The 19,728-nt window shown below is 56.9% G+C and carries 17 protein-coding genes; 9 read left to right on the top strand and 8 right to left on the bottom strand.

Features of this window, described 5'->3' with window-relative positions:
* Positions 1 to 143 precede the first annotated feature (143 nt).
* On the bottom strand, positions 144 to 1,085 hold the full coding sequence (locus D467_RS0108795; RefSeq protein WP_018917142.1) for a hydroxymethylglutaryl-CoA lyase: 942 nt from the start codon (positions 1,083 to 1,085) through the stop codon (positions 144 to 146).
* A 10-nt stretch (positions 1,086 to 1,095) separates the two neighbouring features.
* Complete coding sequence (locus D467_RS0108800) at positions 1,096 to 2,301, bottom strand: CaiB/BaiF CoA transferase family protein (RefSeq protein ID WP_018917143.1); 1,206 nt, start codon at positions 2,299 to 2,301, stop codon at positions 1,096 to 1,098.
* 150 nt (positions 2,302 to 2,451) lie between these two features.
* Here D467_RS0108800 and D467_RS0108805 point away from each other — a divergent pair, with 150 nt between their 5' ends.
* The 4 genes from D467_RS0108805 (at position 2,452) to D467_RS0108825 (ending at position 6,530) form a co-directional block, all read left to right on the top strand.
* Positions 2,452 to 3,354 carry a LysR family transcriptional regulator gene (locus tag D467_RS0108805; RefSeq protein WP_018917144.1) on the top strand — a complete coding sequence of 301 codons (903 nt, stop codon included), beginning with the start codon at positions 2,452 to 2,454 and terminating at the stop codon, positions 3,352 to 3,354.
* 300 nt (positions 3,355 to 3,654) lie between these two features.
* Positions 3,655 to 4,641, top strand: a complete 987-nt coding sequence (locus D467_RS0108815) for a TRAP transporter substrate-binding protein (protein WP_018917145.1) — start codon at positions 3,655 to 3,657, stop codon at positions 4,639 to 4,641.
* A gap of 57 nt (positions 4,642 to 4,698) precedes the next feature.
* On the top strand, positions 4,699 to 5,238 hold the full coding sequence (locus D467_RS0108820) for a TRAP transporter small permease (protein ID WP_018917146.1): 540 nt from the start codon (positions 4,699 to 4,701) through the stop codon (positions 5,236 to 5,238).
* Complete coding sequence (locus D467_RS0108825) at positions 5,235 to 6,530, top strand: TRAP transporter large permease (protein ID WP_018917147.1); 1,296 nt, start codon at positions 5,235 to 5,237, stop codon at positions 6,528 to 6,530. The genes D467_RS0108820 and D467_RS0108825 overlap by 4 nt, the downstream gene beginning before the upstream one ends.
* 79 nt (positions 6,531 to 6,609) lie before the next feature.
* Here the strand turns inward: D467_RS0108825 and D467_RS0108830 are convergent, their stop codons facing one another.
* From D467_RS0108830 to D467_RS0108840, 3 genes are read right to left on the bottom strand one after another with little or no spacing between them, the layout of a single operon-like run.
* The gene (locus D467_RS0108830) at positions 6,610 to 8,037 is read right to left on the bottom strand and encodes an FAD-binding oxidoreductase (RefSeq protein WP_018917148.1); all 1,428 of its coding nucleotides are present in this window, start codon (positions 8,035 to 8,037) and stop codon (positions 6,610 to 6,612) included.
* Entirely contained in the window at positions 8,034 to 9,338 is a 1,305-nt protein-coding gene (locus tag D467_RS0108835; protein WP_018917149.1) for an L-fuconate dehydratase, read from the bottom strand. The genes D467_RS0108830 and D467_RS0108835 overlap by 4 nt, the downstream gene beginning before the upstream one ends.
* 34 nt (positions 9,339 to 9,372) lie before the next feature.
* Positions 9,373 to 10,536: a fumarylacetoacetate hydrolase family protein gene (locus D467_RS0108840; protein ID WP_018917150.1), complete on the bottom strand. Its 1,164-nt coding sequence runs from the start codon at positions 10,534 to 10,536 to the stop codon at positions 9,373 to 9,375.
* A gap of 327 nt (positions 10,537 to 10,863) precedes the next feature.
* Here D467_RS0108840 and D467_RS0108845 point away from each other — a divergent pair, with 327 nt between their 5' ends.
* The 5 genes from D467_RS0108845 (at position 10,864) to nanR (ending at position 15,818) form a co-directional block, all read left to right on the top strand.
* Positions 10,864 to 11,865: a sialic acid TRAP transporter substrate-binding protein SiaP gene (locus D467_RS0108845; RefSeq protein ID WP_018917151.1), complete on the top strand. Its 1,002-nt coding sequence runs from the start codon at positions 10,864 to 10,866 to the stop codon at positions 11,863 to 11,865.
* Positions 11,866 to 11,922: 57 nt separating this feature from the next.
* Positions 11,923 to 12,465: a TRAP transporter small permease gene (locus tag D467_RS0108850; RefSeq protein ID WP_018917152.1), complete on the top strand. Its 543-nt coding sequence runs from the start codon at positions 11,923 to 11,925 to the stop codon at positions 12,463 to 12,465.
* Positions 12,466 to 12,507: 42 nt separating this feature from the next.
* Entirely contained in the window at positions 12,508 to 13,887 is a 1,380-nt protein-coding gene (locus tag D467_RS0108855) for a TRAP transporter large permease (RefSeq protein ID WP_018917153.1), read from the top strand.
* 55 nt (positions 13,888 to 13,942) lie between these two features.
* Positions 13,943 to 15,019, top strand: a complete 1,077-nt coding sequence (locus tag D467_RS0108860; RefSeq protein ID WP_018917154.1) for an Ldh family oxidoreductase — start codon at positions 13,943 to 13,945, stop codon at positions 15,017 to 15,019.
* Positions 15,020 to 15,095: 76 nt separating this feature from the next.
* The gene (gene nanR / locus D467_RS0108865) at positions 15,096 to 15,818 is read left to right on the top strand and encodes a transcriptional regulator NanR (RefSeq protein WP_018917155.1); all 723 of its coding nucleotides are present in this window, start codon (positions 15,096 to 15,098) and stop codon (positions 15,816 to 15,818) included.
* Between the two features lie 11 nt (positions 15,819 to 15,829).
* On the opposite strand, the gene D467_RS0108870 is transcribed toward nanR, so the two are convergent.
* Genes D467_RS0108870 through D467_RS0108880 form a run of 3 tightly spaced genes read right to left on the bottom strand, consistent with a single transcriptional unit; the run spans position 15,830 to position 19,727 of the window.
* The gene (locus tag D467_RS0108870) at positions 15,830 to 17,407 is read right to left on the bottom strand and encodes an aldehyde dehydrogenase (NADP(+)) (RefSeq protein WP_018917156.1); all 1,578 of its coding nucleotides are present in this window, start codon (positions 17,405 to 17,407) and stop codon (positions 15,830 to 15,832) included.
* 11 nt (positions 17,408 to 17,418) lie between these two features.
* A complete protein-coding gene (araD1, locus tag D467_RS0108875; protein ID WP_018917157.1) occupies positions 17,419 to 18,417 on the bottom strand; it encodes an AraD1 family protein in 999 nt (332 codons plus the stop codon).
* Between the two features lie 26 nt (positions 18,418 to 18,443).
* Positions 18,444 to 19,727 (bottom strand): TRAP transporter large permease, encoded by a 1,284-nt coding sequence (locus tag D467_RS0108880; RefSeq protein WP_018917158.1) that lies wholly within the window; start codon positions 19,725 to 19,727, stop codon positions 18,444 to 18,446.
* Between the last annotated feature and the right edge of the window lies 1 nt (position 19,728).

The following is a 19,728-nucleotide window of genomic DNA, read 5'->3' on the forward strand; positions in this document are numbered from 1 at the left end:
CCACCAGCTGTTGATTATTGTTGGTCAGCTTGCTTTGAAGGTGTTGCTATTGTGTGACGCTTATATGGCAAAGTTGTGTCAGGTAATAGTTATATAGCTCTTTTAGCTAAAGGCCTCAATGTAGCAGGGGAATAGGCCGTTCATTATTGGAGGGCGTTTGGCATCGGATAGCGCCGGGTCGATTTACCCGCTTTCACCACCTGTCCGGGCACCTCATGGCCGATAAGTTCGGGGAGGGCGGCGGCGACGTCAAGCAGGGCGTCCAGATCAACACCGGTGTCCACGCCCATGGCTTCAAACATATGCACTAAATCCTCGGTGCATACGTTGCCGGTGGCGCCGGGGGCAAAGGGGCAGCCGCCCAGGCCACCGAGCGCTGAGTCAAATCGAGTAATGCCTGCCTGCCAGGCTGCTAGAGCATTGGCCAGACCCATGCCGCGGGTGTTGTGAAAATGCAGGGTAAACGGCGTTTCGGGCCAGCGTTCAAGCACCGCTTCACACAGGCGTTTGACCTGGGCCGGGTTGGCCATGCCGGTGGTGTCGCACAGCGTGACACCCTGGATGCCCAGCGCAATCAGCTTTTCAACCAGTTCCAGTACTCGCGCTTCGGGCACTTCGCCTTCAAAGGGGCAGCCAAACGTGGTGGAGAGCGAGGCGTTGATAAACACGCCGCTGCCTTGAGTCACCTCCAAGATAGCCGCAAATTGTTCAAGGGATTGCTCGGGCGTCATGCGCAGGTTGGCAAGGCCATGGCTATCGCTTGCCGACATCACCAGATTGATCTCATCAACGTTGCAGGCAAGCGCGCGTTCGGCACCTTTTACGTTGGGTACCAGTACGGTGATATCCACGCCTTCCCGGCGCTGAATGCCGGTCACAACGTCGGCGGCATCGCGCAGGTTGGGAATCGCCTTGGGGGAGGTAAACGACGTCGCTTCGATGCGCTTGAGGCCCGTGGTGGAGAGGGCGTCAATCCAGCGGATCTTGTCCTGTGTGGGTACAAAACGCGCTTCGATTTGCAGGCCGTCACGCGGGGCGACTTCGTTGATCTCGATTTTCAAAGGGCAGGGTGATAACTGGCTCATAACAAACTCCTTAGATGATGCCTGCTTGGCGCAGTTTGGTGCGGGTTTCCTGATCGATCCCCAGCTCGTCCAATACGTCGTCGGTATGCTGACCGAGGCTCGGACCGCCATTGCCTAAACGCCCCGGCGTGGCGCTTAGCTTGGGCAGTACGCCGGGCACTTTGAGCGGCTGGCCGTTGGGGCGGGTAAAGGTTTGGATCATCTCTCGCGCCAGGTAGTGGGGGTCAACGGCGATATCTTCAGCAGTGTAGGGGTAGCCAGCGGGCACCCGGGCATCGTCCAGGGCCTGTAGAATGGCATCGCGTGGGCGCTCTAGCGTCCAGGCTTCAATGGCTGCGTCGATCATGGCGGCTTGCTGGCTGCGCCCATCGTTATGGGCAAGCGCTGGATCATTGGCTAAATCCTCGCGGCCGATCACGCCCATCAAGCGCTTGAAGATGCTGTCGCCATTGCCGGCGATAAGCACGTAGTCGCCGTTCAGGCAGCGATAGGCGTTCGACGGCGTAATGCCGGGAAGGGCACTGCCGCTGGGCTCGCGGATTTGGCCGCTGGCATCAAATTCCGGCAGCAGGCTTTCCATCATGGCAAATACCGACTCATAAAGCGCGACATCAATTTCCTGACCCAGGCCGCTGCGGTTTCGCTCCTGAAGGGCCAGCAAGGTGCCGATCACCGCGTAGAGCGCGGAAAGCGAGTCGCCGATGCTCACGCCTACTCGCACGGATGGCTCATCCGGCTGGCCGGTAAGATAGCGCAGCCCGCCCATTGCCTCGCCAATCACGCCAAAGCCGGGCTTATCGCGGTAGGGGCCGGTCTGCCCGTAACCTGAAATATGCACCATGATCAGCCGTGGGTTGAGGGTAGATAATGCTTCCCAGCCCAGCCCCCAGCTTTCCAGCGTGCCGGGGCGAAAATTCTCCACGACAACGTCTGCCTCGGCGGCAAGCTGGCGCACCAGGGCCTGGCCCTCTTCGCTGCGTAAATCCAGCGCCACCGAGCGCTTGTTACGGGTCTGCACGTGCCACCAGAGCGAGGTGCCGTCTTCGATCATTCGCCATTTGCGAAGCGGGTCGCCGGTGCCGGGGGGCTCGATTTTAATCACATCAGCGCCAAATTCACCCAGCAGCTTAGTGGCGAAGGGGCCGGCAATCAGCTGGCCTAGCTCAAGCACCTTTAGGCCCTGCAAGGGAAGCTTACGTGCTTCAGGAGCATTCATTAAGGCTCTCCTCTACTTATCGTTATTCGCGGTGAGCGCCAGCATGGGGCAGCCGTTTAGGAGCGACAATTAGGCAATGGGTAACAAAGGGTTCGTGGCTTGCGAAGGTATGCGCTAGCATGGGCAGACTGTTAGTTAAGAGATATCACCATGCGCCGCTTCGACTTTGTCACCCTCAAACTGTTTATTTCTGTGGCGGATGAAGGGCGTCTGACGGCTGCGGCCGCGCGTGAGCATCTTGCGCTTGCCGCAGTAAGCAAACGGATTAGCGACCTTGAGGCTCTGGTCGGAACAACATTACTATATCGCCGCCCCAGAGGCGTTGAGCTAACCCCCGCAGGCCAGGCATTTTTGCACCACGCCCGGCGCATTATGGATAACATCGAGCGCCTGGAAGCGGAACTGAGCGAATATGGTGAAGGGGTACGCGGCCATGTACGTATTCACTCCAACACCTCGGCCATTATTGCGTTTCTTCCTCAGGATCTCAGCACCTTCTCACGCCATTACCCCGATATCAAAATTGACCTTCAGGAACGGGTGAGTAGTGAAATTGTGGCCGCCGTGCGCGATGGCTTGACCGATATCGGTATCTTCGCGGGACACGTCGCGGCACCTGACCTTCAACAGCTTTCGTACCGGCATGACCGGCTGGTATTGGTGACCCCTGGCAGCCATCCGCTCGCGGCGCGTGAAAGCATTGCGTTTAATGAAGCGCTCGACTTCGATTTTATCGGCCTCCAGCAGGATACCTCGCTGCAGGCGCTGCTGCATGAGCAAGCCAATATTGCTGACAAGGCACTGCGGATGCGTATTCAGGTGCGTAGTTTTGATGCCATTTGTCGCATGATTCATCACGGGATGGGTGTGGGCATACTGCCTGAACAAACCATCTATCGTGAACTGGGCGATCTGGAGTTAAAAAGCATTCCGCTTAGTGACCCCTGGGCGCAGCGTGAGCTGGTGATCGGTATGCGCCGCTACGCCACGCTACCGGCCACTGCCCGTCATTTAGTGGATCACTTGGTTAAGGCTGAAGCGACGCCTTGTTAACACGGCGCACACCGTTAGGTTTCGCGTTTGGAGAAAGCTCGTCCACGCGCTTAACCTTTCATTACAGGCTGACCCCCTGAATAAATCTAGCTAACAACTGCCGTTGCTTCTTAATCTTTAGTCGTATGCTGATTCTTTGAAGCCCACAAACGCCCGCTATCATGGGCTCTCTAGCCATCGTATTCGACGAAGCCTGCCTTCTCGAACGTCGATTTGAGCGTATCGGCGGCTTGTTTCAAGATCCATACGAACAACATCGTAACATCCTGCCTATAACGACAAATTGAGAGAGTACATCTCATGCAAAAATCACTGCTTGCTACGCTCACCGCGTTAGGCATTTTAGCGGTTGCTCCCTTCGCGCTGGCCAACCCGATTGAAATTCAAGTTAACAACACCATGAGTGAAGGCGGCTCTGAAAGCGCGGCGGTTGAACGCTTTGCGGAGTACCTGGAAGAGCAGGCGCCGGGGCGCTTCAATGTACGGCCTTTCCTGGCGGGTTCCCTGGGCGGTGAAGATTCCGTACTGGAGCTGCTCAACCTGGGCCAGACCCAGCTTTCACTCACCGGGGGCAACTGGCGCCAGCAATATGCGCCGGAGTACGACGCTATTACCGTGCCCTTCCTGTTCACGACCTGGGATGAGGTGGATAGCTATATCGATAGCCCGTCGGGTCAAACCCTGATTGAGCAGGCGGAACAGCAGGGCGGCCTCAAGTTTCTGGGTGTTCAACACCGTGGCCCGCGCCATATGACCGCCAATAAAGAGATCCATACACCTGAGGATTTACAGGGCTTCCGTCTACGCCTGCCTTCACTGCCGATCTGGCTAGCGGTTTGGGAAGAACTGGGCGCGCAGGTAGTGAACGTGCCCGCGCCGGAAATCTATCTCGCCATGCAGACCCGTCAGGTCGATGGTCATGAGAATTCGCTCTCTTCGCCTTACACGCGGCGCCTGTGGGAAGTGCAGGACTACCTCATTACTACCAGCCACGTACAGTTCCCCTGGAGCTGGGTTGCCAGCGCACGCTGGTGGGACGGCTTGGAGGAAGAGGATCAGACGCTGATTTCCGAGGCGATTGATGTCGCACGCGCCTATGGCACCGAGCAAGAGCGCGAACTGGATGATTTCTACCTGACTGCTCTTCAGGAGGAGGGTATGACGGTCGTTGAGCCCGATATTGAAGCCTTCCGCGAAGCGGCCATGCCCGCCATTGATCGTGTGCTTTCAGAAATGGCCGACGGTGTACGCGACGACGCAATCAGCGCAAGCCAAGTAAGCGACTGATCATCATCAGGTGGCGGCATTGTGATGCCGCCACCGTCTTAGGTAAGGAGTTATCTTGTGGATGGAGCACTGCCACCCGCAAACGGAGCCGATCGTTTGGCTTTTTATACCCTGCGCTATGTCACCCGCTTATGCGATGCCGTGGGTGTAGCGCTATTAGTCGGCATTTTAGGCTTGATCGTGACCGCCGTGGTTGGCCGCGATCTGCTCAACTGGGGCATGCCCTGGAGCGAGGAAGTCGTCTCGCTGCTGGCTATTTATGCCATTGGTTTCGGCTCGATCTCAGCCTGGGTACGCAGCGATCATCTGGTCGTGGATCTGTTTAGTCATCGGCTGAGTGCGCTGGGCCATCAAGTGCAGTATCGGCTGACGGCCATTATCTCCGTCGGTTTTTTTGTGCTAGCCAGTTGGGGCGCCTGGATCATGTCCGATATGAGCGCCAACAATAAAACAGTATCGTTGAGTATCAGCTTCTCCTATCTCTATTACGGCTTGTTATTCAGTTTTGTTGCCATGGCGCTGATCGCCACTTGGCAGACTTTACGTGGCCCCGTCACGTGGTTGAATAAACCCGCGCACGAGGAGATAACGCCATGATGGAACTTGCGATATTCGTCGGCGGGCTGCTGCTGCTAATGATGATCGGCCTGCCCGTGGTGGTGTCGATTGGGGTCACCTCGTTTATTGCCCTGGCGGTAACCGGGGCCGGTGGCTTGCCGGTTGAGCTGCTTTCACTGCGCATGGTGCAAACGCTTAACAACTTCACCTTGATGGCGATTCCGCTGTTTATCCTGGCGGCCAACATCATGAACCTGGGTTCGACCACCACCCGGATATTTGATTTTGCGACGGCTCTGGTGGGCTGTACCAAAGGCGGGCTGGGTCACGCCAACGTGGTGGCAAGCTCTATCTTTGCCACCATGTCCGGCACGGCGGTGGCCGATGCCGCCGGGCTTGGCAGTATCGAAATCAAGGCGATGAAAGAGCGCGGCTATGCGCTCGACTATACGACCGGGATTACCGCTGCTTCGAGTGTGGTCGGCCCGATCCTGCCGCCGAGCATTGCGCTGGTGGTGTATGGCTGGCTCGCCAATGTAAGTATTGGTGGGCTCTTCATGGCGGGGCTGGTGCCGGGTATCTTAATGGCGCTGCTGCTCATGGGCATGACCGTTTTACTCGGCGCTACGGGGAAAGTCGTGATGCCCGCTCCCGTGCCGTTTGATGCAGGCGAAGTCGTACGAACCGGCAAGCGGGCTATTTTACCCTTGATGATGCCGGCGATCATCGTTGGCGGTATTTGGGGTGGCTTCTTCACACCGACTGAAGCCGGCGCGATTGCCTCGCTGTATGCGGTGATACTGGGCGGGGTGATCTATCGCGACCTGAGCCTGAAGAGCCTGTACGACGCGTTTCGACGTACGCTGATGTTCAGCGCGGTCATTCTGCTGATCATTGCAGTATCAAGCTTTTATGGCTGGATTCTGGTGCGTATGGGTATCCCCCAGGCGTTGGCCGGTCAGGTGGCCAGTATCGATATGCCCACTATTGCGTTGCTGATCTGCTTTGCGCTGTTCTTTTTGCTGATCGGCTGCTTTATGTCGGTGATTGAAAGTATTCTGATCTTTACCCCCATTGTGGTGCCTGCCGCGTTGAGTGCAGGGCTAGACCCGGTGCATTTCGGTATCGTAATGGTGATTACCCTGTCGGTTGGGGTCATTACGCCGCCGTTCGGTACGGTGTTGTTCATGATGGTGGGCATTACTCGGCTGCGTTACGGCCAGGTGGTCAAGGCGGTACTGCCGTTTTTGCTGCCTATTATAGCGACGATTCTGCTATTAATTGCTGTGCCAGGATTGGCCACCTGGTTGCCTGGGGTGATGGGCTACTGAAAGATTGTGAATATCGATAAACGTACACCGCCCCGCAGGGTTAACCCTGCGGGGCGGTGTACGTTTACGGTGGATGCTTTTAGGTAGAAGGGGTAGGCAGAATACGCCCCGGATTCATTAGCCCTTTCGGGTCGAACAGGTTTTTAACCCCGCTGATCAACTCCCGCTCGATAGGCGATAACCGTGCCAGGTAGGCCGCCTGCTTGGTGCGCCCAATGCCGTGTTCAGCGCTGATGCTGCCATGAAACTCATCGAGCACGTCAAAAAGCTGCTCTTCCAGGGCGTGCAGGTGGGCTTTTTTATCTGCGTCAGGAAGCGCAGTGGGCGGCAGGATATTGAAATGCAGATTGCCATCGCCCACGTGCCCGTAAGCGATGATCTCGCATTTGGGGGATGCGCTCATTACTACGTCACTGGCGCGGGTGACAAAGTCGGGAATGGCTGAGATGGGTATTGAGATATCGGTACGCAAATGCTCGCCGCGCCGCCGCTGTCCTTCCAGCATGCTTTCACGGAACTGCCACAGCTGCGCGGATTGGCTAGCGCTGGATGCCAGCGCCCCGTCAAGCACCAGCTCACGCTCCATACCGGTTTCCAGCAGTTGCTCCAGCATGGCGCCTAGATCCACCGGGCCCGTGGCCGCGACTTCCATCAATACGTACCAGGGGTAAGCGCTTTCCAGCGGGTCGCGTAGCTCGGGCGTTGCCTCTATCGCAAGCTCAATGCAGCGGCGGGGGATGAGCTCAAAGGCGGTCAGCAAATCACAGCAGTCGCGTCGCGCTAAACTATATAGATCGATCACCGCTTGTACCGATGGCAGGCCGAGCAGGGCGGTGCGGTTCTGGGTAGGTCGAGGCGAGAGTTTGAGCACAGCACCCGTGACAATTCCCAACGTGCCTTCACTGCCCAGAAACAGCTGTTGAAGGTCGTAACCGCGGTTGTCCTTATGCAGAGCATTCAGGCTATCCAGCACGCGTCCATCCGGCAGCACGACCTCAAGGCCGAGCACCAGCTCGCGCATCATGCCGTAGCGCAGCACGTTGAGCCCGCCTGCGTTGGTGGCGATATTGCCTCCAATCTGACAGCTGCCCTGCGCACCGAGTGAAAGCGGAAATTCGCAGTCATGCTCAAAAGCGGCCAGCTTGACGTTTTCAAGGATACAGCCCGCATCCACCGTGATGGTGAAGTTGATCGGATCAATGGCGCGCACGCTATTCAACCGCTCCAGGCTGATGACCAGCTCCTGGCCATTTGCGGCGGGCAGGGCGCCGGCTACCAGGCCGCTATGACCGCCCTGGGGCGTCATCGCGACACCTTGTGCATAGCAGCGCCTGACGACCTCGGCGACCTCTGTTGTATCAGCCGGGCGTGCCACGGCCAGCGGCATGCCCAGCGTATCGCCCGCCCAGTCGCTTACATAGCGCGCCATGGCCTCCGGCTCGCGCAGCAGGCCACGCTCGCCAAGCAGGCTGGTGAGTTCATTTAGAAAGGTATTAATGTCTGTCATTGGTCCGCTTCCTGCCAAGCAGCACCCTCGGGGTAGCGATGCTGTGCCTGGGACTCGGCATGCATGGCAATGCTGTAGCCCGGTGCCTCGGGTACCTGATAGCGGCCATGGTTAATCACTACCGGGTCGATAAAGTGCTCGTGGAGATGATCCACATACTCAAGCACACGTCCTTCAAGCTCGCCGGATACGGCGATGTAGTCAAACAGCGAGATGTGCTGGGTGTATTCGCACAACCCAACGCCGCCGCCATGTGGACAAACCGGTACGCCGAACTTGGCGGCCATCAGCACGACTAGAATCACTTCATTGAGGCCACCCAGGCGGGCAGCGTCCAGCTGGCAGTAGTCAATGGCGTCCGCCTGGAAGAACTGCTTGAACATCACTTTGTTGTGGCAGTGTTCGCCGGTGGCGACCCCGATAGGCGCGACGCGGTGGCGGATCTCTGCGTGACCCAGAATATCGTCGGGGCTGGTGGGTTCTTCGATCCACAGCGGATCAAACTCAGCCAGGCGACGCATCTTGGTGACTGTTTCATCGACTTCCCACACCTGGTTGGCGTCCATCATCAGCACGTTGTCCCAGCCGATCACTTCTCGCAGTAGCGCTGCACGGCGGGCATCCTCTTCAATATCGCCACCAATTTTTTGTTTAAAGTGGGTCCACCCTTCTGCTAACGCTTCCCGGGCCAGGCTGCGCACTTTGTCATCGCTGTAGCCTAGCCAGCCAGCGGAAGTGGTGTAGCCAGGGTAGCCATCGCGGCGCATTTCGGCCTCACGCGCCGCTTTGCCGGGAGCCTGGCGGCGCAGCAGGCAGATCGCTTCTTCAGGCGTTAGCGCATCAGTAACAAAGCGGAAATCAAGGCAGCGCACCAACTGCTCCGGGGCCATATCCACAAGCAGTTTCCATACCGGCTTGCCTTCGCGTTTTGCCCACATATCCCACACGGCGTTAACGATGGCGGCGGTGGCCAAGTGAATCGCACCTTTATCAGGGCCAATCCAGCGCAGCTGACTGTCGCCGGTGAGCTCGCGCCAGAACGTACCCATATTGTCGGTAATGGAGGAAAGCTCGCGGCCCTCGATCAGCGGGGCCAGGGAATGCACGGCGGTGACCACAATCTCGTTACCCCGGCCAATGGTAAAGGTTAAACCATGGCCTTCTGGGCTTTCGTCATCGGTATGCAGGATGACATAGGTGGCTGAGTAATCCGGTGCGGCATTCATGGCATCCGAGCCATCGAGCGAGCGCGAGGTGGGGAAACGGATATCCTGGATCTCGACGTGTGTAATTGTTGTCATTGCGTTCTCCTGGGTGTGACTTAAGCAGTGAAGATTAGCGGCGGGCCAAGTGGCGCATCAGTTCGCGAATGCCGTAGGTCCAGGGCGGTAGCTGATCGCTTCTGCCCACCGGGTTAATCAGGGAACCTAAGGCTGGAGTGGCAATGGTCACGCGGTCGCCGAGGTGATGGGTAAAGCCCTGGCCTTTGCCATCACGGTCTTTGATGGGGGAGAACATCGTGCCTAGAAACAGCATGAAACCGTCCGGGTACTGGTGGTGATCACCGATGGTTTGACTTATCAGATCCAGCGGGTCGCGGCTGATCTCGCGCATATCGCTCTCGCCTTGAAGCAGGAAGTTGTCATCCTCGCCTTCAATACGTAGTGAGACTTGGCAGTTGCGCACGCTGTCGATAGTAAAGTGATCATCGAACAGGCGAATAAACGGGCCGATCGAGCAGGAGGCGTTGTTATCTTTCGCCTTGCCAAGCAGTAGGGCACTGCGCCCTTCAACGTCGCGCAAGTTGACATCATTACCCAGAGTAGCGCCGCGTACCTGGCCGCGGCTATCCACGGCCAGCACGATTTCGGGCTCAGGATTATTCCACTGCGAGGACGCATGCAACCCCACCGGCATGCCAAAGCCTACCGAGGAAAGCGGCTGGGCTTTGGTAAACACTTCCGCGTCAGGGCCGATACCCACTTCCATATACTGCGACCAGCCACCGCGCGCCTGAAGCGCTGTTTTTAGCGCCATGGCTTCTTCAGACCCGGGGACAATCTTGGAAAGGTCGGTGCCAATCAGCGCCTGCAGGTCATCGCGCAGAGCAACGGCTTTAGCCGGGTCGCCGCCCGCCTGCTCTTCGATTACCCGCTCAAGTAAGCTAACGGCGAAGGTGACGCCGCAGGCTTTAACAGCCTGAACATCGCAGGGGGCGAGCAGGTAGGGTGCTTGTAGTTGAGCCTGTTGGGAATTCTTCAGCAGCGTCTCGATGCTGCCCAGCGATGCACCCTCTGCGCGTCGCACTACCTCCAGCACATCGTCACGCTCCAGTAGGTCAGCCATGGTGGGGCCAAACTCTGTAATATCGATGACGTTGCCTTCGTGCACCGTAACCAATGCGGGGCCCGGGTGTGTGCCATCCAGCCATACGCGGCCCACAAGCAGGGCGTTATCCAGGTCGGTGGGAAGGGTATCGGTCAGAGATAGTGGTTGCATGAGCGCCTCCTGATGGCTAAGCGACCGGCCGTTGATACCTTGTCGCCTACGTTGTTATAGATGGTTGTTACAGACGGTTGTTATAGACGGTTGTTATAGATGTTGTTCTGTATGACAGGTATACCAGAGCATAACTTACTCTAGCGCACCGCTACATTTCGGGTCGATAGGCAAATCTGTTTAGATGAAGGTAGTTGCGCAATTGAAGGCCACCAGCTAGGTTTTAAACTGCTGGTATGATACGTATACAGCAAGATGGTCGGTTACATCCGCTATTGCTACTCGCAAATAACCAACAATAAATCCAATGGTTGTGAGGAAAATAAGATGCGCTACAAAAGCCAATACCACCTAGCCATGTCTCGCCTGTTAACCGCTACGCTAATTACTGCAGGTATCAGTGTGGCCGGTGCTGTACAGGCCGCCGAGAACCTGCGCTTTGCCCACGTTTATGAAACGTCAGAACCCTTCCATAAATGGGCGCTGTGGGCGGCGGATGAAATTGAAGAGCGTACCGATGGCCGCTACACCATGCAGGTATACGCAGCTTCTTCTTTGGGTAAAGAAGAAGACATTAATGAAGGGCTTGGGCTAGGCACGGTGGATGTCATTTATACCGGCACGCAGTTTGCTGGCCGCGGTTATGGGCCAATCGGCATTGCGGGGGCTGCGTATATGTTCCGTGATTTTGATCACTGGCAGGCCTTTGCTGACAGTGACCTGTTCCAGGAAATTGCCCAGGGCTACCAGGATGCCACCGGGAACGTGCCACTGGCGCTCAATTATTATGGCGAACGCCATGTAACATCGAATACGCCGATCAATACACCCGAGGATATGGCAGGCCTCAAGATACGTGTGCCCAACGCGCCGATGTACATGATGATGCCTAACGCAGTAGGCGCTAACCCCACCCCGATTGCTTTCGATGAAGTCTACCTGGCCCTGCAGCAAGGCGTAGTCGACGCGCAGGAAAATCCGCTGCCAACCATTCGCGCCAAGGCGTTTCATGAGGTACAGGATTACATCAACCTGACCGGCCACATTACCGATTCGCTGATTACGATTGTAGGTGGACCGCGCTGGAACCAGTTGAGCGAAGAGGACCAGGAAATATTCCGCGAGGTATTCCAGGAAGCCGCGGAGAACAATACCCAAGATATCCTGCAGGCTGAGGAAGAGTTGGTCGCCTGGTTTGAGGAGCAGGGGAATACCATCAACGAAGTGGATCGCGACATCTTCCGTGAGGCCGTTGTGCCCGCTCATAACGGCAATGCCGCCACCTGGGATCAGGAAATCTACGATCGCCTACAGGCTATCGGCCAATAATCCAACCTCAGCGAGCACTTCGCTAACTTTTTAGCGAAGTGTCTGGAGTATTGTGCCATGAGTGACGCACGCGAAGATGCACCGCCCAGCATTGATCCGATGGTGGATTTTGAATCCGCTTTCGACGATACCCCCTTCAAACTGAGTGATTATCGAATTGAAGACTTTGTGACCCTGACGCTGTTCTGGGCACTTATTCTAGTGGTCTTCGCTCAGTTTTTTAGCCGCTATGTGCTGGGCAGTTCTATCGGCTGGACCGAGGAAATTGCCCGATATCTGCTGATTGGGGTTGGCTTTTTGGGCAGCGTAATGGCCGCCCGCAACGGCAGCCACATCATGGTGGAGTTCTTCTACCATTACATGCCGGAATGGCAGGCACGCTTACTGGAGCGCTTGGTGGGTCTGGTAAGCCTTGGCTTTTATATAGCAATGGCGTGGATCGCCTATCAGCTGGCAGCACGTACCAATAGCCTGATGGTGTCGATCGACCTGCCCAAGAGCATCATCTATTTCACGGTCTGTGCGGCGTTTGTATTAATGGCGCTACGTACCATCCAGCGGCTTTATCTGAAGTACCGGGATCGTACCGATGTCGTTTGAGAAGTGGTTTCCCGTCATGCCATTTTTATCGAGAGGCCTGCTATGTCCCGAATTTCCATGATGCGCTGGCAAAAACCGTTAGTGTCGCCACTGCTCTCGGCACTCGCCGTGCTGGGGTGTGTAATATTACCGCTGATGGGCTATCACCTCGGCTTCTTGTTTTTCGCGTTATTCACAATGTTGGTGCTCGGGGTTCCCATTGCGGTTAGCTTGGCGGGCGCCTGTCTGATGTTTGTACTGATCACAGGCCAAGTGCCCAACATTGTCATAGCGCACCGCATGATCAACGGTATCGACAGCTTTCCACTGCTGGCCATTCCGTTTTTTATCTTTGCTGGCAGCCTGATGAATAACGGTGGCATCACGGAGCGGATCTTCAATTTTGCCAAGGCCCTGATGGGCTGGATGCGTGGTGGGCTGGGGCATGTGAACGTGGGCGCCAGTATCGTGTTTTCTGGAATGTCAGGGGCGGCCGTGGCGGATGCCGGTGGCCTTGGCATGATTGAAGTCAAAGCGATGAAAGATGCGGGCTACGATGAGGAATTTGCGGTGGGTATTACCGCGGCTTCATCCACCATCGGGCCGATTATCCCGCCTAGTTTACCCATGGTCATTTACGGCGTTATGGCATCAGCCTCTGTGGGCCAACTGTTTGCAGCCGGGTTAATTCCTGGGCTGTTAATGGGGGTGATGTTAATGCTGATGATCTTTATCATCTCGCGCCGCCGGGGCTATCAGCGTGACGCGATATTTTCGATGCGCGTACTTGGGCATACCTTTAAGCGGGCTTTTCTATCACTGATGACGCCCGTCATTATCGTGGGCGGCATTATCACCGGCGCGTTTACCCCTACCGAGGCGGCGGTCGCTGCGGTGTTCTATGCGCTGATACTGGGTGTCGTGGTTTACCGCACCCTGACCTGGCGTAAGCTATTAAAAGTAAGTATGGAAACCATCGAGACAACCGCGGTCATTCTGTTGATTGTCTCTTCCGCATCGATATTTGCCTGGATACTCACCAGTAACCAAGTCACCCAGAACGTGATTGCCCTGATGGGTCCGTTTGCCGATAGCAAACTCGCCGTACTGATGATGGCCAACATTGTACTCATCATTGTCGGCTGCTTTATGGAAACCATCGCCGCGATCACTATCTTGGTGCCGGTCTTGTTGCCCATGGCGGTGGCCGTTGGGGTAGACCCCGTTCACTTTGGCGTGATTATGGTGCTCAACCTGATGATTGGTCTGTTGACGCCGCCGGTAGGGATGGTGCTCTACGTACTCTCTCGAGTATCCAATGTCAGCTTTGAGCGCTGCATGCGAGGAACCATTCCGTTTCTGATTCCCCTGGTGATCTGCTTGTTATTAGTGACCTTTATTCCGGCTATTTCCATGTGGCTTCCCACACTGATATACCGTTGAGCACTACCGGCTAATTAGCCTTTAACAACAATATTAGGCTTTGGAGTATTGTTTAATGACCGATACGTCATTGGATTTTCGCGTTACCCGTGAGGATTTAACGCGCTTTATGCAAGCGGCCCTTGCCGCAGCCGGTGCCAATCAAGCATCTGCCGATGCCGTGAGCCGTGCGTTGATAACCGCTTCACGCATGGGTACCGACAGCCATGGGTTGCGTCTATTACCGCATTATATACAGGCACTTGAAGGTGGACGTATCAACGGTGCGCCTGACATGGTGTTTCACCAGCGCTTGGCGGCCACAGGCTTTTTAGATGCTGATGATGGGCTAGGCCACCTGGCAGGCTACACCGCCATCGAGTATGCCATGACGATGGCTGGCGAAGTGGGAATGGGGGCGGTGGCGGTCGGCAACTCATCGCACTTTGGCGCAGCGGGGTGCTATGCGTTGGCGGCGGCCGAAAAGGGCTACCTGGGCATGGCGTTCTGTAATTCGGATCCATTCGTGCTGCTACATGACGGAGCCAAACCCTTTCACGGCACTAATCCCATCGCCTTTGCGGCACCGGTGGCAGGGAGCGCGCCGTACCTGTTGGATATGGCGACCAGCTCGATTCCCTGGAATCGCGTGCGGCAGTTCGATGCGATTGGTCGCGAGCTGCCGGATCAGGTGGCTGCTAATGCGGAGGGGAAGGTGAGCCGCGTACCTGGCGAGGTTGCCGCATTGCTACCGTTAGGAGGCAGTAGCTTTGGGTTTAAAGGCGCAGGGCTGGGTGGCATGGTCGAGATACTTAGTTCGATGCTCTCGGGAATGCAGCACGGCTTCAAGCTTTTACCCATGGTCGGGCCGGATATGTCGACGCCCCGGGGCGTAGGGCATTTCTTTCTAGCGATGAAACCCGATGCGTTTGTGGAAGAAGGCACTTTTGCACGCGGGTTGGCTGAATATTTAGCAGATCTCCGGGCCCAGCCTGCTACACCAGACGCGCGGGTAATGGCGCCAGGTGATCGTGAATGGCGCTGCCAGGCGCAGCGCGATGCAGACGGCATTCCATTGGATTCTGCCAATCAGTCGGCTTATGCAGAGATCGCCAAGCAGTACCAGCTAGCACCGCTATCTCGACTCGATTGAAAGTACAGTTGAAGGATCGCAACGGGAAATGCAGTAAAGTGGCGGTGAATTCCAGGTTAACCAGGAGTAACTGCCTATGAGCAGATACCGGATCGAGCGTAAAACGCTGTCTGAACAGGTCGCCGAACAGCTCGAGGCGGAGATTCTTGAGGGGCGGCTAAGCGAAAATGATCAATTGCCTTCAGAACGGGAATTGATGGAGCAGTTTGGTGTGGGCAGACCCGCCGTGCGTGAAGCGCTGTTCCATTTGCAACAGCTAGGCCTAATCGCGATCAACAGCGGTACGCGTGCCAGGGTGATCCGACCTACCGCCGAAGCCGTCATGGCGAGGCTTTCTGGCGTTACCCGACAATTGCTTTCCAAGCCTGATGGGCAGCAGTATTTTCAGGAAGCGCGGGCGATGTTCGAGATATCGCTGGCGCGACATGCTGCGCGCCACGCAAGCGATGAGGATTTAGCGCGATTGCGCGATGCGCTGTCAGCCAATCGTGATGCTATTGGTGATGAGGCTCGTTTCAAGCGCTCCGATAACGACTTTCATGGCGTATTGGCGAGTATTGGCCGTAACCCGATCTTTGATGCTATTCACGTAGCGCTTTCTGAATGGCTAGATGATCGGCGCGCGTTGGTATTACAGCAAAAGGATGAGGATAAGGCGGCCACTGCTGCTCATACTGAAATCATCGAAGCTATCGAGTCCCGGGATCCCGATGCGGCCGAGGCGGCCATGCGGCGCCACCTCGACCGTCACTACGGCACCTATAGGCAGCTTAAAAAACGCCTATCGGATGCTTCTTAGCGTTGTCGGGGCTAGCCCTCACGCTTGCCATCCACCAGTCGCGAAACCTTAAACGGATTATCGTCGCGCAATGCTTCAGGCAGTAAGCCAGCAGGCAGGTCCTGATAGCACACTGGGCGCAGGAAGCGATAAATCGCAGCGCTGCCGACGGACGTGGTGCGGCTATCAGACGTTGCCGGAAAAGGCCCACCGTGGACCATCGCATGGCCCACTTCGACCCCGGTAGGCCAGCCATTGGCCAGGAGTCGACCGGCGCGCTGTTCAAGCGTCGGCAGCAGCGCCTTAGCAGCCTCCAGGTCGCCATCGTCCATTTGCAGGGTAATGGTCAGCTGGCCTTCGATTTGCTCTGCGACACGCTGCATCTCCTGCGCGTCGGAGCACTCAATGACCAGCGAGGCCGCACCGAAAATTTCGCCCTGTAGGGCATCATCGCTCAGAAAGTCCTGAGCGCTGGCCACAAATAAGCCCGGTTGGCAGCTATGCGGACCGCTGCCTGCCTGGCCGCGCGCCACTTCCTTCACGCTTGGCTGGCCCGACAGCGCCGATACGCCACTTTGATAGGCTTCATGAATGCCGGGCGTCAGCATCGTTTGGGCACCGCTGGCTTTAACGGCTTCTCCGGCCGCAGAAACAAACGCATCCAGGTCGGCACCTTTAAGACCAATCACCAGGCCTGGGTTGGTGCAGAACTGGCCTGCGCCCATATTCAGCGAAGCCACAAAGCCTTCGGCAATTTTCGCACCACGGGCTTTCAGTGCCTCGGGGAACAGGAATACCGGGTTAATGCTGCTCATCTCTGCATAAACGGGAATCGGCTCGGGGCGGGCTTGAGCAGTCGCCATCAAGGCCATGCCGCCGCTACGCGAGCCGGTAAAGCCGACCGCTTTAATACGCGGGTCCGAGACCAGCGCCTGGCCAATATCGCGCCCTGAGCCGAACAGTAGCGAAAATACGCCTTCTGGCATTTTGCACTTGGCCGCGGCGCGTTGAATGGCGCGGCCTACCAGCTCAGAAGTACCGGGGTGGGCAGAATGGCCCTTGACCACTACCGGACAGCCCGCCGCGAGTGCCGAGGCGGTATCGCCCCCGGCAACGCTGAAGGCCAGTGGAAAGTTGCTGGCACCAAATACGGCCACGGGGCCAAGAGGGATATGGCGCTGACGTAAATCCGCACGCGGCATGGGTTGGCGCTCAGGCTGCGCCGGATCAAAGCGTAAATCTAACCATTCGCCTGCGCGTACTACCGAGGCGAACAGCCGCAGCTGGCCGCAGGTCCGGCCACGCTCGCCTTCAAGGCGGGCTTCAGGCAGTCCGGTTTCCGCCACACCGCGCTGAGTCAAGTCAGCACCAATGGCCTCAATCTCCTCGGCAATGGTTTCCAGGAAATGGGCGCGCGCTTCAAGCGAGGTTTCGCGGTATTGACCAAACGCCTCCTCGGCAAGCTGGCAGGCTTTTTCAACCTCGGCGCGGCTACCACCGGGATAGCGCGGCGGCAGCGTTTCGCCGGTAGCTGGGTTGACGGCAACAATATCGGCTTGAGAGCCGGTGACGGCCTGTTGACCGATAAGCAGTGTGCCTTGCAGTGTCATGTAGCCTCCTGTTAAAGCGCGTTGACGGTGGTTTTCTCGTGCTTGTGATTGGTTGGCATGCGTAGCGTGTTGCGTAGCGGGCGGCCAAAGTCGTTAAGCGTAATCTCGAAACGGTCACCATCGCGGGTTTGTATCTGGTCGGCAAAACTAAGAGTAGCGGTGCCGAAGAAGTGAACGTGGATATCGCCTGGGCGGCGAAAGCCGGGATATTTGAAGTGGTGGTACTCAAGGTTGGCGAGGCTATGGGCCATATTGGCCTCACCGGTTAAAAACGGCTTTTCCCACAGCGTCTGACCATCGCGCACGATGCGGCTGGTGCCTTCAAGGTGAGCAGGAAGCTCGCCGACCAAAAGTTCAGGCCCGATGCTGCAGGCGCGCAGTTTGGAGTGTGCCAGCCACAGGTAGTTAAAACGCTCGGTAACGTGGTCGGAAAACTCATTGCCTACAGCGTAGCCGATTCGCCACGGTGTGCCATCATCAGCGACAATATAAAGCCCGGCAAGCTCGGGCTCTTCACCAGCATCTTGGGCAAACGCGGGAGAAGGCATATCTGCTTCCGGCGCGACGATGCAGTCGCCATCGCCTTTATAGAACCACTCTGGCTGTGACCCTTCGGCGTTATCTGAGGGCTTTCCGCCTTCAACGCCGAGTTTAAACATACGCATCGAGTCGGTCAGCTCCTCCTCGGCCACCTGGGTTTTGGCATGCATGGCGGATCGTGTATCGGCGCTGCCCAAGTGGGTAAGGCCGGTGCCGGTCACCAGGCAGTGGGCAGGGTCGGGGTGGGTGAGCGGCGGCAACAGGCGCTGCTCGTCGATTAACGTCTGATAATCAACCTGGGCATCGCCGAGGCGCGATTTAATAGCTTGCTCAAGCGACTCCCCGGCAGTGATAGCCGCTTTGGCTAACCCATAGGTGCCGCCTTCGATCTTGATGGGGCGTACGGTCTGGCCATCCTCCACCAGAGCGACCTGGACTTGGTTCTGGTCGAGGTACTGGATCAAGCGCATATGATTTCCTTATATAATGTCGGTGATTAGTTGCCGCGCACAGCAGTGAGATCAGGTAGCCACGTCACAATGCCGGGGAAGGCAATCAAGATAACCAGCACCACCAGCAGGGCGGCGTAGTAGGGCAGCATGGCCTTGACCAGCTGTTCCATGGAGACCTTGCCGACGCCACAGCCAACGTATAGGCAGGTGCCCACCGGCGGTGTTAAAAGGCCGATACCCAGAATGAACGCCATGAGTACGCCAAAGTAGACCGGATCAACGCCCACCGAGGTAACGATAGGCGTCAGCATCGGCGCCATGATTACCATGGCGGGCGTCAGGTCCATTACGAACCCTACGAGTAGCAGTAAACCCGCAACGATCAATAGCAGTAAGAAGGGGTCCTGGGTGATTGCCTGAACCTGGGTAACCAGCGTTTGCGGTACCATATTGATAGTCAAAAACCAGGCGATGACGGTGGCAAACGCCAGCAGAAGCAAAACCATCCCGGTCAATCGAGCGGTACGAATCAACATGCCCCACAGCTCGCGGATGTGGAATTCGCGGTAGACCACCAGCGAGATAAACAGCGAGTAGAGCAGCGCGGCAACGGCTGCTTCAGTGGCGGTAAATACGCCGCCGATAATCCCGCCGATCACGATCACCGGCAGTACCAAGGCAAGCCATGCTGCCTTGAATGCTTGCCACAGCACATCGAAACGGAACTTGCGGGTCTGGCCAGCGTGACCGATGGTGGCCATGATGAAGGTCGTGGCCATTAGCCCAAAGCCAATCAATATCCCCGGAACGATACCGGCGATAAACAGACGGCTAATCGAGGTTTCGGTCACGATGCCAAACAAAATAAGAGGTATGGAAGGTGGGATAATGATGCCGATAACCGAGGATACGGTATTGATCGCCGTGGCCTGCGGGGCGGTATAGCCCTGCTTGGTCATGGAGGGAATCATCATCGCGCCGGTCGCAGCCGTATCGGCCACGGCAGAACCGCTGATGCCGCCAAAAAACATGGAACCTGTAATCGCAACCTGTCCCAGACCACCGCGTACAAAACCGACCAAAGCGCCGGCAAGCTCCATTAAGCGGCGGGCAATGCCGCCGTTGCTCATTACTTCGCCTACCAGGATAAAGAACGGTATGGCCAACAGTGGGAAGCTGTTTACCCCACGGATTGACTGCTCAATCATGATGGACAGAGGAATATCCGAAAGTAGCGCCATCACCACGGCCGCAACGCCCAAGCCAAAGGCGATGGGTAGGCCCAGGGCCAGCGAGGCGAACAAGATGCCTAGAAAAATCCATAGCATG

The sequence above is a fragment of the Vreelandella zhanjiangensis DSM 21076 genome, from assembly GCF_000377665.1.
Classification (GTDB): Bacteria; Pseudomonadota; Gammaproteobacteria; order Pseudomonadales; family Halomonadaceae; genus Vreelandella; species Vreelandella zhanjiangensis.

Coding starts and splice junctions, on each gene's coding strand:
- D467_RS0108795 (WP_018917142.1), bottom strand. CDS start 1,085: ATGAGCCAGTTATCACCCTGCCCTTTGAAAATCGAGATCAACGAAGTC.
- D467_RS0108800 (WP_018917143.1), bottom strand. CDS start 2,301: ATGAATGCTCCTGAAGCACGTAAGCTTCCCTTGCAGGGCCTAAAGGTG.
- D467_RS0108805 (WP_018917144.1), top strand. CDS start 2,452: ATGCGCCGCTTCGACTTTGTCACCCTCAAACTGTTTATTTCTGTGGCG.
- D467_RS0108815 (WP_018917145.1), top strand. CDS start 3,655: ATGCAAAAATCACTGCTTGCTACGCTCACCGCGTTAGGCATTTTAGCG.
- D467_RS0108825 (WP_018917147.1), top strand. CDS start 5,235: ATGATGGAACTTGCGATATTCGTCGGCGGGCTGCTGCTGCTAATGATG.
- D467_RS0108830 (WP_018917148.1), bottom strand. CDS start 8,037: ATGACAGACATTAATACCTTTCTAAATGAACTCACCAGCCTGCTTGGC.
- D467_RS0108835 (WP_018917149.1), bottom strand. CDS start 9,338: ATGACAACAATTACACACGTCGAGATCCAGGATATCCGTTTCCCCACC.
- D467_RS0108840 (WP_018917150.1), bottom strand. CDS start 10,536: ATGCAACCACTATCTCTGACCGATACCCTTCCCACCGACCTGGATAAC.
- D467_RS0108845 (WP_018917151.1), top strand. CDS start 10,864: ATGCGCTACAAAAGCCAATACCACCTAGCCATGTCTCGCCTGTTAACC.
- D467_RS0108850 (WP_018917152.1), top strand. CDS start 11,923: ATGAGTGACGCACGCGAAGATGCACCGCCCAGCATTGATCCGATGGTG.
- D467_RS0108855 (WP_018917153.1), top strand. CDS start 12,508: ATGTCCCGAATTTCCATGATGCGCTGGCAAAAACCGTTAGTGTCGCCA.
- D467_RS0108860 (WP_018917154.1), top strand. CDS start 13,943: ATGACCGATACGTCATTGGATTTTCGCGTTACCCGTGAGGATTTAACG.
- nanR (WP_018917155.1), top strand. CDS start 15,096: ATGAGCAGATACCGGATCGAGCGTAAAACGCTGTCTGAACAGGTCGCC.
- D467_RS0108870 (WP_018917156.1), bottom strand. CDS start 17,407: ATGACACTGCAAGGCACACTGCTTATCGGTCAACAGGCCGTCACCGGC.
- araD1 (WP_018917157.1), bottom strand. CDS start 18,417: ATGCGCTTGATCCAGTACCTCGACCAGAACCAAGTCCAGGTCGCTCTG.
- D467_RS0108880 (WP_018917158.1), bottom strand. CDS start 19,727: ATGCTATGGATTTTTCTAGGCATCTTGTTCGCCTCGCTGGCCCTGGGC.